The 15,928-nt window shown below is 51.2% G+C and carries 14 protein-coding genes; 5 read left to right on the forward strand and 9 right to left on the reverse strand.

Translation table 11 applies throughout. From position 1 onward, the window contains the following. Positions 1–282 precede the first annotated feature (282 nt). Positions 283–3,285, reverse strand: coding sequence for an S-layer homology domain-containing protein (locus MHI45_RS24635; RefSeq protein ID WP_341159864.1), 3,003 nt, complete (start codon positions 3,283–3,285; stop codon positions 283–285). 285 nt (positions 3,286–3,570) lie between these two features. Here MHI45_RS24635 and MHI45_RS24640 point away from each other — a divergent pair, with 285 nt between their 5' ends. Both MHI45_RS24640 and MHI45_RS24645 read left to right on the forward strand, forming a co-directional pair. After that, complete coding sequence (locus MHI45_RS24640) at positions 3,571–4,086, forward strand: GNAT family N-acetyltransferase (RefSeq protein WP_340894506.1); 516 nt, start codon at positions 3,571–3,573, stop codon at positions 4,084–4,086. A gap of 85 nt (positions 4,087–4,171) precedes the next feature. Further along, positions 4,172–4,906, forward strand: coding sequence for a ZIP family metal transporter (locus tag MHI45_RS24645; RefSeq protein WP_083675959.1), 735 nt, complete (start codon positions 4,172–4,174; stop codon positions 4,904–4,906). Positions 4,907–5,018: 112 nt separating this feature from the next. On the opposite strand, the gene MHI45_RS24650 is transcribed toward MHI45_RS24645, so the two are convergent. From MHI45_RS24650 to MHI45_RS24665, 4 genes are all read right to left on the reverse strand, one after another. Then, positions 5,019–5,927, reverse strand: a complete 909-nt coding sequence (locus tag MHI45_RS24650) for an aldo/keto reductase (RefSeq protein ID WP_340894502.1) — start codon at positions 5,925–5,927, stop codon at positions 5,019–5,021. A gap of 127 nt (positions 5,928–6,054) precedes the next feature. After that, on the reverse strand, positions 6,055–7,044 hold the full coding sequence (mgrA, locus tag MHI45_RS24655; RefSeq protein WP_340894499.1) for an L-glyceraldehyde 3-phosphate reductase: 990 nt from the start codon (positions 7,042–7,044) through the stop codon (positions 6,055–6,057). A 210-nt stretch (positions 7,045–7,254) separates the two neighbouring features. Continuing rightward, positions 7,255–8,103, reverse strand: a complete 849-nt coding sequence (locus MHI45_RS24660; RefSeq protein ID WP_340894498.1) for an AraC family transcriptional regulator — start codon at positions 8,101–8,103, stop codon at positions 7,255–7,257. Between the two features lie 143 nt (positions 8,104–8,246). Further along, entirely contained in the window at positions 8,247–8,558 is a 312-nt protein-coding gene (locus tag MHI45_RS24665; RefSeq protein WP_076114424.1) for a (2Fe-2S) ferredoxin domain-containing protein, read from the reverse strand. A gap of 344 nt (positions 8,559–8,902) precedes the next feature. Here MHI45_RS24665 and MHI45_RS35240 point away from each other — a divergent pair, with 344 nt between their 5' ends. Then, complete coding sequence (locus MHI45_RS35240) at positions 8,903–9,727, forward strand: general stress protein (RefSeq protein WP_445667509.1); 825 nt, start codon at positions 8,903–8,905, stop codon at positions 9,725–9,727. A 129-nt stretch (positions 9,728–9,856) separates the two neighbouring features. On the opposite strand, the gene glpX is transcribed toward MHI45_RS35240, so the two are convergent. From glpX to MHI45_RS24690, 4 genes are all read right to left on the reverse strand, one after another. Further along, positions 9,857–10,852 carry a class II fructose-bisphosphatase gene (gene glpX, locus MHI45_RS24675; protein ID WP_076114426.1) on the reverse strand — a complete coding sequence of 332 codons (996 nt, stop codon included), beginning with the start codon at positions 10,850–10,852 and terminating at the stop codon, positions 9,857–9,859. A 14-nt stretch (positions 10,853–10,866) separates the two neighbouring features. After that, positions 10,867–11,709, reverse strand: a complete 843-nt coding sequence (locus MHI45_RS24680) for a pyruvate, water dikinase regulatory protein (RefSeq protein ID WP_038586753.1) — start codon at positions 11,707–11,709, stop codon at positions 10,867–10,869. A 17-nt stretch (positions 11,710–11,726) separates the two neighbouring features. Beyond that, the gene (locus MHI45_RS24685; protein WP_052092453.1) at positions 11,727–12,347 is read right to left on the reverse strand and encodes a helix-turn-helix transcriptional regulator; all 621 of its coding nucleotides are present in this window, start codon (positions 12,345–12,347) and stop codon (positions 11,727–11,729) included. Between the two features lie 343 nt (positions 12,348–12,690). Beyond that, positions 12,691–13,641, reverse strand: a complete 951-nt coding sequence (locus tag MHI45_RS24690; RefSeq protein WP_038586760.1) for a DMT family transporter — start codon at positions 13,639–13,641, stop codon at positions 12,691–12,693. A 186-nt stretch (positions 13,642–13,827) separates the two neighbouring features. Here MHI45_RS24690 and MHI45_RS24695 point away from each other — a divergent pair, with 186 nt between their 5' ends. After that, positions 13,828–15,249 carry an aminotransferase-like domain-containing protein gene (locus MHI45_RS24695; protein ID WP_340894494.1) on the forward strand — a complete coding sequence of 474 codons (1,422 nt, stop codon included), beginning with the start codon at positions 13,828–13,830 and terminating at the stop codon, positions 15,247–15,249. 353 nt (positions 15,250–15,602) lie between these two features. Continuing rightward, positions 15,603–15,920 (forward strand): transposase, encoded by a 318-nt coding sequence (locus MHI45_RS24700; RefSeq protein ID WP_341119577.1) that lies wholly within the window; start codon positions 15,603–15,605, stop codon positions 15,918–15,920. Positions 15,921–15,928 lie beyond the last annotated feature (8 nt).

Here is a 15,928-nt window from a genome sequence, read left to right on the forward strand (position 1 = left end):
GAGATCCAGAAGGCGATGGGTGATACCCGGGAGGCGTAGGGCTCCAGTCTGAATCTCTGCTTTTTACTTGCCTAATTCATACTGCCTAGCATTCCGGGATCCCAGATGCTTGATTACGTTATTCCTTATTGCAGCGAAAGTCGGAATCAATACGCAGAAGCTATAACAATACGCAGAAGCTATAACAAAACGCAGAAGCTATAGCTACGCCAAACAGCCAGGCTCCGGGAAGCCTGGCTGTTTGGCGTTAATTTGTACGTATACTTGAATCTGCTTAATGAACTATTCGTTTTCTCTTGCAATCTGATTAAAAATTTCATGAAGAGCTTTTATGGCTTCGAGCCAATCCGCCGCTGTTGCATCGGTGTTGTTTATAACGGCTTTGGCATCAGTTACAGCTTCCGCAAGGCCGGGATGCGTTGAGTCATCCAGCAGCATTTTTTCGGCAAGTTCAACTGAATCAGGCAGCGCGGTGAATACACTAGGGACCGTAATAATAATTTCTTTGGTAACCGCGGAAAAGTCGCGTTTTAATTCCAGTTTGATGCTATAGTCGACAGGATCTGCGGTGCCGTTGTAATTCATGTACCATACCATGTAGTCTCTTAGGATGTATACATCATCAGTCACTGTGGATGGGCCATCATAATTCAATACAGTTACACGGAGATCCCTTGGCAGCGGCTGCTGTGGATCAGGCAGATAAACGACATCTCCCACAGTCATTGTGCCAGGCAGTACTTGATCCTTAAATGAAGCGGCGACCGTTGCTTCCAGTTCAGCATATTGTGCTTCCGAGTAGACAGATATAGGTACAGCATGGCTCTCCGAATGGTTCGGTTTCTTTAAGGAAATATAGACAGTGGTGCTGTCTGCACCGAAATCAAGACCTGTCAGCTTAACGCTGGTTGAGCCTTCGGCCACTGTTGCAGTTTGCAACAACTGGCTGTGGTCAATCTCGTCTGCGTAGACGGAAACCACATCTCCGGGTGCAAGGCTTCTCACATTTACAACGTCATTGGCACCGGCATGATTTTCTACACTCAGGAAGTTTGTATTAACAGTAGGACTCTCAGTATCCTGACCATTGTCTTGATCAAGATCAGACTTTGGAGCCGTGTCTGTCAGCATGTTCTTGTCCACAAAGGTCAATTCGCTGCCGGATATGTTCATATCAAAAACGTACCAGTATAGCATCTTGGTGTCTGTAACAGGAATGTGGTACGTCTTAACAGGCGTAGCATTGTGGCCGTTGTAAATTTCTACTTTGGCACCGGAAGCGGTTAAAGTGTTCGCTTGGGCTGTGCCGTTTCCGCTGAAGTTGTGAACGAAGAAGGTGTACTTTCCATCCACACGTTTACGAATGGTGGTCGTCTCCGGGCCGTAAGAATCTACATCATCATGGTCCAGATCGGCATAAGTTTGATTATTATAACTATATACTCTATCGCCGTACCAGGTATGGAATGATCTATTATTGGGTGCAGCACCAATCAGATGTGAATCTTCATCCAGCGGAAGCAAGTCCCAAGTGAGTACAATTCGAATTTCGTCGTTGGCAGGGATTTTAATTGCTGTGGCATTCTGGTTAATATTCTTATGAGTACTTAGCGAAGCACCAACAACGTGAGTAGTAATAAATCCGGATTTCGATAATTCACCGGTGTAAACTCCAGGGGCCAGATTGGCAAAATATTTACCTGCCGCATCCGTAACCACAGTTGCTGCGATTTCGCCTGTAGTTGCTCCGAGGCCTCTACGGAAATGGATTGTCATATCTGCTACAGGCTGATCGTCTACATCCGTAATTACGCCTTCGAAGCCATACACTGTCTCTGTTACAGTGCCTGGATTGCTGCCGTTTGAACCGCCGTTTGAACCGCCGGATGAGTCACCAGATGAACCACCGGATGAGCCGCCTCCGGAAACAACCGGAGTGCCGATGACAGCTGTAGCATTATTGCCGTAGTTTACATGCTCAGGAGTCTGGGCAAGAGTTGAACCGTTGGCATTGATTGAGGCAGTGCCAATGGAGCCTGTTCCGGTTACTCTGGCAATGGCATTTAGAATTAGAGCATTGATGCGTGCTCCGCCTGTAATGTCAATTCCCGTATTTCCGGCGCCGGGAGCCACTTGAAGCTGGCCGATCGAACCGGAACTCAGGTTTACTTGAATGGAGGTTGCCATAACATCCACCGTCTCGAAGGATCCGGCTAAGGATACCTGTGCATTTGCCGGAATTGCTGCGGAGAGATCGACATTACCGAAGCCGCTGCCTGTACCGCTGCCTTCTTCCAGTAGCGCGCCGGATTGCAGCGTGATCTGTTCAACCGAGCTGGCACCTTCAGTAACGATTCGGATACTTCCGTCTTTTTTATTGACAATGACGGTTACCAGGACTGAATCCACTACGTGGATACTGTTTTTACCGCCTCCGGCAATGGTAGTGGTGCCTTTAACAGTGACATTCTTTAGCGTCACATCACCTTTGCCAACGCCTTCACCAATCACCAGATCACCTGTGATAAGCGTGTTGTTCAGTACAACTCCGGGCGCTTCGATATATACCGAACCCTTTACTGTAGTAAGACCTGTCTCCGGGCCATAGTTCCCGGCTTTGTCATAAACGACCTTTTCAGAGGATTTGGCCGCTGCAAACTTCAATGCACGGTCAAGCACACTGACTGCTTCTGCTCTGGTGGCTGTGTCGAGCGGTCTGAATTTTTGATCATTTCCACTCATAAGGCCGGCTTGAGCAATGGCATTAATCTGGAGCTTGCTCCACTGGTGGCCTACAGCTGTATCCGAAAATGCAGCAGGTGAATCGGTGGCGCTCAGCTTAAGAATAGAGCTCACAATGGCTGCCATTTCTTCACGGGTAAGCGGCTGGTTAGGTCTAAACGTCTGATCAGTGTATCCTTTTATGTATCCTGCGGCAGTTGCTTTTGCAATATCCGCGTAGAACCAATTAGATGCTTTAACATCTTTATAAGCAATTTCCGCTGTGTTTGTATAACCGAAAGATTTGTTAATCAAAGCTGCAAATTCCGCGCGGGTAATCTTGTGGTCAGGCTGAAGGGTTCCATCCTGATAGCCTGAAAGTAACCCTTGCTGCTGCCATTCTTTTAAGACGTTCTCTGACCAGTGGCCGGATATGTCCTTTGCTGCAACGGAAGTCCCGGAAGCACCGGATGCGGCAAAAGCTTGACCAAAGGACATTAGATTTAAACAAATACATAATAGTACAATAAGAGTATTTCTGCGTACCTTGTTCTTCCTTCTCAATACGACACCAGCTTTCGTTTAATAGTACTTTTGTAAAGGTGAATGTTAGGAGACTAACCCTCCTTTGAAAAAAAATAGGTCTACCTAAGTGATATTAGCTTTTTATTGTAGATAAAAGTAGTTTTTTGTAAAAAAATAGGCGTATTGAACGATAAAATTGCGCAAAAGCGAAGGGAAAAATAGGTTTTTATATTTAAAATATTAAAAATATATTATGCTAATTCAAAGGAATGGCCTACAATCTGGAATTAATCTTCCAGTTCAGGCCGAGGAGGGATACACCCTATGTACATAAGAGTTCTTAATTCTGCTGATGCGGAAATATACCGCGAGATTCGGCTGCAGTCGTTGTTGAACCATCCTGAGGCTTTCCTCAGCTCCTATGAAGCGGAGTTGGGAATGCCGATAGAGACAACCCGGACCAGGCTTCATGCGGTGGACGGTAAATTCACGCTTGGCGGCTTTAATGGGCGGGAGGAACTGGTTGGTGTAGTCACATTTGTCCGTGAGAGCAGGGACAAGATCAGCCATAAAGGCAATGTATACGCCATGTATGTGAGTCCCTCGGCACGGAAGCAGAAGCTGGGGCATTTGCTGATGACGGAGCTGATTGTGAGGGCCAGGCAGTCTCCGGGACTTGAAATCCTTAATTTGGCAGTGTTCTCAGATAACCTTCCAGCCATCCGGCTGTACCAATCGCTGGGGTTCACCTGCTACGGGACGGAACGGAATGCGGTGAAGCTCAACGGCAGTTATCTGGACGAGGACCTGATGACCTTGCCGCTGATCCCATCACCCTAGAGAAAAATCAACAAGCAGACATAATGAAAGCTGCCGCTAGCATAAGCTTGTCTAAGAGGTCCTGTCCATAAAAGGGGTTGAAGACTTGGCGACTGCGCTGCTTGGCAGCTTTTTGTCGGCGATGGCGACTGTTCTCGGAGTGGTTCCCATCCTGTTTGTGAAAAAACTTTCCGAGCTGTGGAAGGATGTGCTGGTCGCCTTCACCGCCGGAATTATGGTTTCAGCGTCTACCTTTGGCCTAATGCCGCAGGCGATAAGGGAGTCGGGGATCATCGCTCTGACGCTGGGACTGATTACCGGTGTGCTGCTGCTCGATCTGATCGAGAACAACATCCCGCATATCGACGTGGAGAACAAACCCGGATTCACCAACATGGATTCCAAGGCGCTGCTTGTTTTGATCGCATTGTTCATCCACAACATTCCCGAGGGTCTCAGCACAGGTTTCAGCTATGCCAGCGAGCAGGCCAGCCTGGGTCCTATGGTGGCGATTGCCATTGGTGCGCAAAATATGCCGGAGGGGCTGATTCTGGCCATCTTCCTGATGAATTCGCAGGCAACCCGGCGAAAAGCATTGTTTATGGCCGGTTTAACCGGACTTATGGAGATGGTGTCGGCAGTCATCGGGTATTGCACGGCCAGCTATTTGCATAATAATGCCGTAGGTTACGGACTGGCTTTTGCTGCCGGAGCTATGCTCTTCATCGTCTATAAGGAGCTGATTCCGGAGAGTCATGGTCATGGCTATGAGCGGCCCTCCACCTATTCGTTTATCTTCGGACTGCTCGCCATGCTGTACATTACACAGTTTTTTGGCTGACGTAGAGGATATTATAGATGTTGGCTTAATTCAGCAGAGTTTGATGAAGAAGAGGCTATCCCGGCTGCGGCAACAGTCAAGGGATAGCCTCTTCTCTTCTTCGTGTATTGAATTAAAGGTGTACTGTGTAGCGGTTTGGTTTGCTTGCGCTACGGACGGCCTCAAGCTCCTGAGGAGAGAGCGGGGAGGCCGTGGCGGCTGCAATATTCAGCTTCAGCTGCATCAGACTGCTCGCGCCGGGGATGATCGCAGCCACAGCTGGATGCCCCAGCGGATAGTGAAGCGCTGTTTGCGTCAGGGTACGGGAACCAGTGGATTGCTGCATCAAATGCTCCTGCAGCCCAGGCAGTTCCCCGGTTTCATAATCAAGGTACGCCTTGCCTGTCCGGCTGCGCCCTTGCTCGGTCAATATACCTCCGGCCAGCGGCCCCCGGGCGATCAGGCTGATTCCATGCTCCGCCAGTAAAGGCAGGAGCTCTTCCTCGGGCCGTCTGTCCAGGATGCTGTATTGGCTCATCACACTAATAATAGCGGAGCGCTGCACGTATTCCCGGATCACATTGGGGCGGATCGAGGAGATCCCGTAATAACGGATGAGGCCTTCCTGCTTCAATTCTTCAAAAGCCTCTATCGTCTCGTCGATGGGGTCCTGGATCGTTCCTCCATGCAGCTGATAGAGATCGATATAATCTGTCTGCAGCCGGCGAAGGCTCTCTTTTACTGCTGATTTAATATAGGCTTTGGAAGGGTCCCAGCTCCAGCCTTCTTTGCCGGGGATTCTGCGGTTGCCGACCTTCGTAGCCAGGATGACGTCCGCACGCCGATGGCGCACCGCGTTGCCAATGATTTCTTCATTTCGTCCCTCATCATATAGATCCGCAGTATCCAGGAAATTAATGCCCTGCTCCAGCGCTTCGTGAATGATCGCCGCAGCATGAGTCTCATCGGTCCCCAGGGACATGCAGCCAAGGCCCATGGCACTTACATATAAATCGGATTGGCCCAAACGGTTTTTGTTCATTCTGCAACCCTTTCTGTGCTGTTTTTGTGTCCATTATACCATTCCTATGCCAAAAGACGGCCATCGCGCGCCGTCTAGCCTGCTGGCTGTATGGACGCGATTGCCGTCTTTAGGATTAAGCTCCGGGTTATCCCTGCAAAATCTTTTCGATTTGTTCCAGCTCTTCCGCGCTTAGCTCAGGGGCATTCAAGGATGCCACGGCATCTTCGATCTGGCTTACCTTGCTTGCGCCAATCAGTGCCGAGGTGACTTTGCCGCCGCGAAGCACCCACGACAAGGCAAGCTGCGACATCTTCTGGCCGCGTGCGGCAGCCAGTTCATTCAGCTTGCGTACCTTGCCGATGACCTCTTCGGTAATTTCCTTCTCCGAGAGGAATACGCTGGGTCCGGCTGCGCGGGAATCCGCAGTAATTCCGTTCAGATAACGGTCGGTCAGGATGCCTTTTTGCAGCGGCGAGAAGGCGATGGTGCCGATGCCTTCTTCGGCAAGCACATCCTGCAGGCCGTCTTCAATCCAGCGGGACATCATGGAGTAGTTGGGCTGGTGGATCAGGCAAGGTGTGCCCAGACGGCGGAGGATTTGAGCGGCCTCGCGCGCCTGCTCGGCACTGTAGTTGGAAATGCCGACATACAGCGCTTTGCCTTGGCGCACCAAGAGATCCAGCGCACTCATGGTTTCCTCCAGCGGCGTGTTCGGGTCCGGACGGTGATGATAGTAAATATCCACATAATCAAGGCCCATCCGCTTCAGACTCTGATCAAGACTTGCAACGAGATTTTTCTTCGAGCCCCATTCGCCATAAGGGCCGGGCCACATGTAATATCCGGCTTTGCTGGAGATGATTAGCTCATCGCGGTAAGCGGTGAAGTCCTTCTTAAGAATTTGGCCGAAACTCTCCTCGGCAGAGCCTGCGGGCGGACCATAGTTGTTGGCGAGGTCAAAATGGGTAATTCCCAGATCGAAGGCCCGCCGGACCATTGCGCGGCCGTTCTCAAAGACGTCATTGCCGCCAAAGTTATGCCACAGCCCGAGCGAAATGGCAGGCAGGAGCAGGCCACTTCGGCCGGTGCGGTTATATTTCATCTGGTCGTAGCGTTCAGGATTCGCGTTGTACAATTTGTTTTCCTCCTAAAAGTTTTATGGAGCATTACTTTCATACATCCTTCGTAATAAAACTCGCTTCGGAAGCATCACTAAGTTTTGTAAGCATCAGCTTCTTTGCCTCACTTCGTACAAAACTGGCTTCGGAAGCGTTTACTACATTTCCGGATACGTTCCTATTGTAGCGAAAGCACGGCGACAAACGTATGTCAGCAAGGAAGAAGTTTATAGAACAATGTCATTATCGGCATGCTGGAGGCGGTATCCTTTGGGGGAACAGCCCTTGACCTTCTTAAACATGCGGGAGAAGAGCAGCGGGTCCTGATAACCGACGGAACGCGAGATCTCACCGATGGTACAATCGGTTTCCATCAGCAGCTCGCAGGCCTTGGCGATCCGGTAATTTAGCAGATACTGCTGCGGCGGAAGGCCGATGGTCCGTTTAAATAATGCGGATACGTATTTGCGGTCCAGCCTAAGGGAAGATGACATCATCTCCATCGTGACATTTTCACAGTAATGGGCATGCAGGAAGTGGAGACATTGCTCGACGTAAATGCTTTTTTGGCGCGGAATCGGGAATACATCCTTGGCCGCCGGTACCTTGCTCAGCAGGAGAGAGAAGAACTCATACATCATTGCTTTGAGCGGCAGATTCAGGCAGTCACTGCGGTCCGCTGCCTCTGTCAGCCGATCATACAGTGAGGGCATAAGCAGTTCATCCATCGGAAAGACGGGATGCTCCGGCGACAGCGAGGTTTTGGACAGCAAGTGTTCAATTTCTTCTCCGGTAAAAGCTATCCATGAATAATTCCAAGGCGTATTCAGGTCAGCCGCGTAATAAGTCACAATATGCGGATAGGTCAGAAAGGCCTGACCCGCCTGAAGTGTATGTGTCTCTTCACCGACGGCCACCTTGCCGGTACCTTCGTGGATAAAATGGATTTTGTACAAATCGCGTACACAGGGTCCAACGGTATGACCGGGGGCACACTGCTCCCGTCCCCAATAATGAAGATGCAGATCGGAATTCCCCCGGAACGGACGCTGTGAATTATATTTGAATATGGCCATGCTTCAGCCTCTTTCCTGTATGAGGTTGTCCTGGACAACGCCCGGGATATGCTCTCATTATACAATAGATTCGAAACGGCGGATAAACCGCAAAAAGTCCCAGCCCCCTTTTGGAGGGGGAGGGACTCGCAGAGCAGGCTGGATTATGCCTCCATTTTCAGCATCACCAGCTCTTCCACAGGCTCGCCGTTTACCAGATGCTCTTCCACGATGCGCGGAACATCGTCTGTCGTCACATTGTAGTACCAGATGCCGTCAGGGTAAACGATAACAAACGGTCCGTTGCCGCATAGCCCGAGACAGCTGGTTTTGTTGATTTTAACCGTCTTATGGATGCCTTGCTCTACCAGCTGTTCCTTGAATGCCTGCATAACATCCTCTACCTCCTGATTGTTGCAGTGCTCGCTGCAGCAGAAGAGCAGATGTTTTTTTAACACCTTTAAACGCATATTCATGGTTAAGCCTCCTCGATCTTGTGGGAATTGTGGACGTATCTTTAGGAGGAGTATAGTCTCTTTTGCAAACTCTGTAATGAGGTAGAGAGCATTGTTCTAAAAGGCTACATATATAGGATAAATCCGGGAGATTAGTGTTAGATTAGTTAACTTTCCAAGCGGATGTTTGAACAAAAAGTGTCATTTCCCTTATTTCCCAGAGTATTTCCTGTTTGAGAAATATAATTGAGGACTCTCCTTTGAATTTAAAGTAAAGCAGTTTAGCGCATGATCGATTGGTTAATTAAGAGCTATGAAAGAATGATTAAGCAACATCAAACTTTAACTATCAGGAGGGAATCGTTATGAATAAGAAAATAGTAGGTGTATTTTATACCGAGCATGAAGCTTCACGGGCAATTGAAGACTTGAAGAACCAAGGATTTCTGACAGAGGATATCTCCGTGATTGCCAGAAACAAAGATGATGTTGACGCGATTAACAATGAGATGGGCACCAAGGCGCCAGAGGGTATGGCATCCGGTGCGGCTACCGGCGGTTTGCTGGGCGGTGTCACCGGGCTTCTTGCAGGAATCGGGGCGCTGGCCATACCGGGAATCGGACCGATCCTCGCCGCAGGACCGATTGCCGCGACATTGGCAGGAGCTGCTGTTGGTGCAGGAACCGGCGGACTGGTCGGTGGACTGATTGGTCTCGGCATTCCTGAGGATGAAGCGGAAAGTTATGATAATTATGTAGATGAAGGTCGTATTCTGGTTATGGTAGATGCGGACAATACACGGGCCGAAGAGGTATATTCTGTGTTCCGCAGCCACAATTCAGCCAATGCCGACCGTTATATGGATGATAATATGGCAGCAGGAGATGTTACGGGGACGGCCCGCAATTCTGTAACAGACACAGTGGATGCTGCATTTAACGGATCAGGGCTGGAGGGACGTCAGGATACGGGGCTGGATACAATGAATTCTGCTCCTGTTCATGATCTTCCTGAAACACGGGCGCTGGATGATGTGAACCAGCCGGGAATGACAGGGAATGTATATTCCGGAACTACTGATGTGTCCAAAAACAAGGTGCAGACTGGTGAAGCCCGGGTGGACAAAACAGGCAAGGTGAAGCTCGATTCCAGCGATGAACTGCTGAGAGACCACAGCCGGATGCATTAAGCGAAAGTTTCCTGTTTAACTCCGGTCACTATAACTCAAAACAAGGTTTCCCCAAGATCCTTTTCGGCCCCGGGGAAACCTTGTTTTGAGGTTATGAAGGAATATCCTCTGCGCTACAGGTTAGGCTCTTTACATAAAAGCCGCATTCGGTCTGGCCGAGTAGCCCTGCGGAATCTCCTTGCCGGGCAGGAAGTGGATGCTGCGGATATAACGGATCGTCCGGCTCTGTGACCGCATGATGACAGAATGTGTCTCGGCGCGTTCCTTGCCGATGAAGCGGACTCCGTTCAGGAATTCACCGGAGGTGACTCCGGTGGCGGCAAAGATAACATCGCCCGTCCCGACCATATCCTCCATGGACAGAATGCGTGTCGGATTGTCGATGCCCATATGCAGGCAGCGCTGCATCTCAAAAGGGCCCTCCGGCAGCAGTCTTCCCTGTAGCTCTCCGCCGAGGCATTTCAGCGCGGCGGCAGCAAGCACGCCTTCGGGCGCCCCACCGGAGCCCATGTACAGATCCACATCGCTGTCCGGCAGCGCGGCGGCGATAGCCCCGGCCACATCGCCGTGGCCGATCAGCTTGATTCGTACGCCCGCTTCGCGCAGGCTGCGGATCAGCTCCTCATGCCGCTTGCGGTCAAGCACCATCACCGTCAGCTCGGAGAGCGATTTGCCGGTGATCATGCTGGCCTTGCGCAGCGTAACCCCGGCAGGATCTTCGAGGCTGAGCCTGCCGGCCAGCTCGGGGCCGCAGGCGAGCTTCTCCATATAAATGTCGGGAGCATGCAGCAGGCTGCCCCGGTCCGCAATGGCAATCACCGACTGGGCGTTGTGCAGTCCGCAGGCTACCACCTCGGTGCCCTCCAGCGGATCAACAGCCACATCAACGGAAGGGCCGCTTTTGTTCCCGACCCGTTCTCCGATGTAGAGCATCGGTGCCTCATCCATCTCGCCTTCGCCAATGACGACAGTCCCGTCAATGGAGACGGAATCGAACATGGAACGGATAGCAGTCGTAGCAGCATCATCCGCCGCATGTTTATCGCCCCGGCCAATCCAGCGGGCCGAGGATAAAGCGCCCAATTCAGTTACCCGTACAATCTCCAGTGCCAATTCGCGTTCCATATGCTTTCCCTCCATTACATTTTTAGTGTGGATGTTTCCGGTGTTTCCGGAGAATCGGAGATATACCCCATAATAATTCCTGCTGTCTCCTCAATGGCTTTGTTCGTAATATCTATGACGGGGCAGCCCAGCTTGGCAAAAAGCCCTGCTGCATACTCCGTCTCTTCCTGAATGCGTTCAAGGCTGGCATATTGGGAGCCTGCCGGCAACCCCAGCATCTTAAGGCGTTCCGAACGGATCTTCAGCATATATTCCGGCTTCATCGTAAGGCCGATGATCCGGTTCGGCGGCAGACTCATCAACTGCTGCGGCGGGCCAATCTCGGGGACAACAGGGTAATTGACGACCTTCTTGCCCCGGTGGGCCAGAAAAATGCTGAGCGGAGTCTTGGAGGTGCGGGACATGCCGAGCAGCACAATGTCGGCCTTAAGCATCGCGCCAAGATCGCGTCCGTCATCACTGGCAACCGTGAATTCGATCGCTTCGATCCGCTGGAAATAATCTTCGTCGAGCTGATGCAGCAGTCCCGGCCGGGCCTGAGGCGCATCGTCGAAAGTGTCGATGAAGGCCTGCATCATCGGGCCCATGATATCGACAATCCTCAGGTCCAGCCGGACAGCCTCTTCACGGATCATCTCCCGGAGCTCCGGCTGGACCAGTGTATAGGCGACAAAACCTTGCAGCTGCGCCGTTTCCTCCATTAGTTTCCGCAGTTCGTCCTCATGTCTTACATTGCCGTATCTTCTGATGGTAACCCGCTGATTCTGAAATTGGTGAATGACAGCCTGCACAACCGCCTCCGCCGTATCTCCTATCGAATCTGAGCAGATCGTAATGAAGTGTGAAGATTGCTCCATGCGTTTCAATTCCTCCGTTATCCTTTGGCTTCTAGATCGAGGAGAAGCTTTACGATGGAGGTTTTGGTCAGGCGCCCTACCACGTCAAGCTTGGGGCCGGTTTCCTCCGTGCCGCTGGGCACAACCACCGGCAGACTGTCTACCTCGTGAACAATCATTTTATGCGCGGCCTCAAGCACCGGGTCATCGGGAGAAACGGTTACTACCTTGGGCTGGCGGGTCATTACCATACTCACCGGCATGGATACTGCGCCGGGATTGCCGAGCGTTACCTTCAGAAAATCCTTGCGTGAGGCGACACCGGCCAGTTTGCCGTCGCCATCGCAAATAATAAGCGTGCCGACATCCTGCAGGAACAGCGTAACCACGGCATCCTGAATGGTTGTCGTCTCGCGGATAATAATCGGGATACTCTGGATATCCCTGACTCTGGTTTCCTGCAGCAGAGAGCTGCTGCCTTGACGCTGAGCTGCTTTCTTGCCGGGGAAATATCCGACCTTTGGCTTGGCATCAATGTACTCCAGCATGACCAGGATGGACAGGTCGTTGCGGATGGTCGGCCGGCTGAGATTCAGGGTTTCCGCAATTTGGTCACCGGTAATCGGCGCTCTTTTTTTTACAATGTCAATGATTTGCATTTGACGGGATGTCAGTTCAATCACAGGTTTCCTCCACTTTCCGGATACAATCAGGTGCTCCTCTATAGAAAAGGAGTTCTGTTAAGCAAGATCCCCCTTTCAATTAGACGTCCTAATGGTAATATAATCCCCTAACTTGGTTATATAATACGCAATAATAATCAATAATGCAACATATAGTATGTCATATATAATATTTTTTTTGAATTTTCATTTCAGCCATGAGGAACGGTAATGAACTGAGCTGTGTTGGGAAATAGGGAAGGAGAACAACAGAACAGCCTGGAGCCCATTATTTTTTCAGGGGTCCAGGCTGTTCTCTTGTTTAGGAAATATACAATATTTATTCCTGTGGAAGAGCCTCAATGCTTCCTTTTTGAAGAATCGGGGCAGGCGGTTTTTGTTTGAAAATCAGCTGCTTCAACGCTCCCGCATTCACAAGCACGGTTCCGGCAATGATGGTGAATACCCCGAGGACGGTTATCCAGCTTACAGCTTCCCCGTAGAATACAAGACCCACACCAACGGCGATCGGCGGCGAAATATACAGCCAGGTCGACGGAAAGACGGGATTCGTCTTGGCGACGAGCCAGTAGAACAAGGTGTGTCCAACCATTGAGCCGATAACGGTCAGGTAGAGCAGCGAGCCGGCGGTTTTGAACGAGAGAAGAAACCCGGGATGCACATTTTCGGTGAAAAGCGACAGGATGAACAGGAGCGCTCCGCCATATATCATTTGTGCTGCATTCAACGCGACGGGTGAAACCTCGGAGAAGGTTGTGGTTACTTTTTTGGAGTAAATTGCCCCCGCCGCATAGCAGCATTCCCCAATCAGCACAGCAGCGCAGCCGATGAGCCACAAGGGAGAGACATCTATCGCCAGACTGGGCAGAACCAGCAGCAGAACGCCGGTGAAGCCGATGATACAGCCGTAGATCGAATACGACGGAGCTTTTTGACGGAACAAAGCGGTCTGCAGCAGCAGAATCATCATCGGCCCGGTAGCTGACAGCACGGCGGCAAGCCCGGAGGATACATGTTGCTCCGCCCAGTACAGCCCGGCGAAGGTTCCAAAGGTCAGCGCGGCTCCGGTGAACAGCATCTCTTTGCGCAGCAGCAGGGAGAAGCTTGCTTTGCCTTTCCAGACCATCCAGAGGAACAATATTGCTCCTGCCATAAAGAAACGGATTCCTGCTGAGAAAAAAGGCGGCGCTCCGGCATCCACACCAATTTTAATCGCTAAAAAGGTAGTGCCGAAGATCAGACAGACAAGAGAGTAAGCCAACAGAATCATATCCAGTTCCCCTTTGTAAAGTTAATATGGCAGCCCAGTAGAATCATTTTGTTAATCATATAGGGGTGGGGACAGAACAGATTGCAGACAGCAGAACAGATGAGAGGAATAATGAGGTACAATACGGGAAAGAGGATTTGCAGAAGAGGCTGCAATATGCGGTTATCACAGGGAGGGTGGATTACGATGAAAAAAGCTACGGGGGCGGACCAAAGCCATCCCTTGTTCCGCCAGGTCTGCGAATTCATACTGAACCGGATGGAACGTGGAGAATGGAAGGCGCATGATAAGCTGCCCTCGATCCGTCTGCTGGCGGAAGAGCTGAAGGTGCACCGGCTGACGGTATTCAAGGCCTACCGGGTGCTGACTGAGGACGGCAAGGTCTATGTGAAAGACAAATCCGGTTATTATGTATCTCCGGGCGACAGGGCGCTGGGCGATGGTTCAAGCGAGGGGGCAGCGGTATCCACTTATTCACTGACCAATCCCTTATCTGATATCCAGCGGATGCCGGTCCAATACCAATTTTCGCAGGCGCTTATTGATCCGAATCTGCTGCCGAACCTGTTCCTGTCCGATTATGTGAAAAAGGTGTTCGACCTTTATCCGAAGGTCATGGGAACCTATTCCTCTGTTCAGGGCGATGAGGAGCTGCGCGAAACGCTGAGCCGCCATTTCCACGATCAGCACCGGCTGCAGCTGTCGCCGCAGGAGCTGCTGATCACCTCGGGTGCGCAGCAGGCGATCAATCTGATCGCCGGTATTGTGCTCGGGCCGATGGACAATGTGCTGGTGGAGCGGCCGACGTACAGCGTGGCTATGGATATTTTTCGCCGGGCCGGTGCACGGCTTATACCAGTGGAGATTACACCGCAGGGCTATGATCTGGAGGCGGTGGAGGAGCTGATGCGCAGGCACAAGCCGCGGATGTTCTACTTGAACCCGACCCATCACAATCCGACCGGATATACCGTTCCGGCGCGGCAGCGCAAGCTGATGGTTGAACTGGCCGAGCGGTACCGCTGCCTGCTGGTGGAGGATGATCCCTTCCGCGATATGTATTTCGGGGAGAAGCCGCCGCCGCCGTTTTTTGCCTATGATACGGAGGGCTGGGTCATTTATATCAGCAGCTTCAGCAAGTATGTCGCTCCGGGGTTGCGCATCTGTGCGGTCGCTTGCCGTTATCCGTTTATGGAGCGGCTGATTACCGCCAAATCACTGGCCGATAACGGGACTCCGCTGCTTAACCAGAAGATTTTCCTGCACTATTACACCTCGCCGCGGCTGCAGCGGCATCTCGGCAAGCTGCGCATTGCGCTCCAGGTGCATAAGGAAATTGTGGAGGAGGAGCTGGCGTCTGCCGGCTGGGAGTGGACAGCGCCGGAGGGCGGGCTGAACCTGTGGGTGAAGCTGCCCGAATCCATCTCTGTGGCAGCGTTGTTTGACCGCAGTATGGAACAGTCGATCTCCTTCATACCGGGAGAAATCTGCGATCCGCTCGGTGAAATGAAATCCTGGCTGAGGCTCAGCTATTCCTTTGCCAGCGAAGGTGTGCTGCGGGAGGGCATCCGGCGTCTGGTGATGCTTGCCGGACAATTAGAAAAATGAACTAGATTGTAAATGAAAGCACATGATGAAGTTGTATGCAGAAGAGCGTGAGCAGGTGTGTATAAGAGCACCATGGAGAAGTGTGTATAAGGGTACCATGGAGAAGTGTGTGATAAGGGTACATTGAAGTGCGCGTGGCGTTGCTTGGTGATGTTCACGCGGAGTCGTATTGAGAAATGTGAGAGGATGCACAGAAGGTAGCTTGGGAGTAGAGCGATTTGTACGGCGGGGGTTCAATAGTAGCCTGCCACTGCCGAGTATGTATTACTCTAGACGGACTCCTGCAATTAGAATAAATAGTGGACACCCGTTAACGGACGGACCGATAATGATAGCAACGGAGGTGTGTTCACATGGGAGAACAACGACAACGGTATAACGAAGAGTTTAAGAAGCAAACCGTGAAGTTCATTCAAGAACAGACGAAGACCTTAGGCGACTTAGCGGAAGAACTTAACATCCCGAAAAGTACGCTGCATCAGTGGATGGGTCAATATCGGGAGCTTAAGAATGAACCGGCGGCGAGTATGGACCGGGTACGAGAACTCGAAGCACAGTTGAAAGAGGCGACCCGTCTGCTCCAGGAGAAAGAACTCAAACTTGCCGATGCAGAAGAAGAACTGGCGATTGTAAAAAAAGCTGTGCACATCTTCAGCAAACCAAGGAACTAAGATTCCAG

Source organism: Paenibacillus sp. FSL H3-0321 (assembly GCF_038002865.1).
Lineage (GTDB): Bacteria > Bacillota > Bacilli > Paenibacillales > Paenibacillaceae > Paenibacillus_AQ.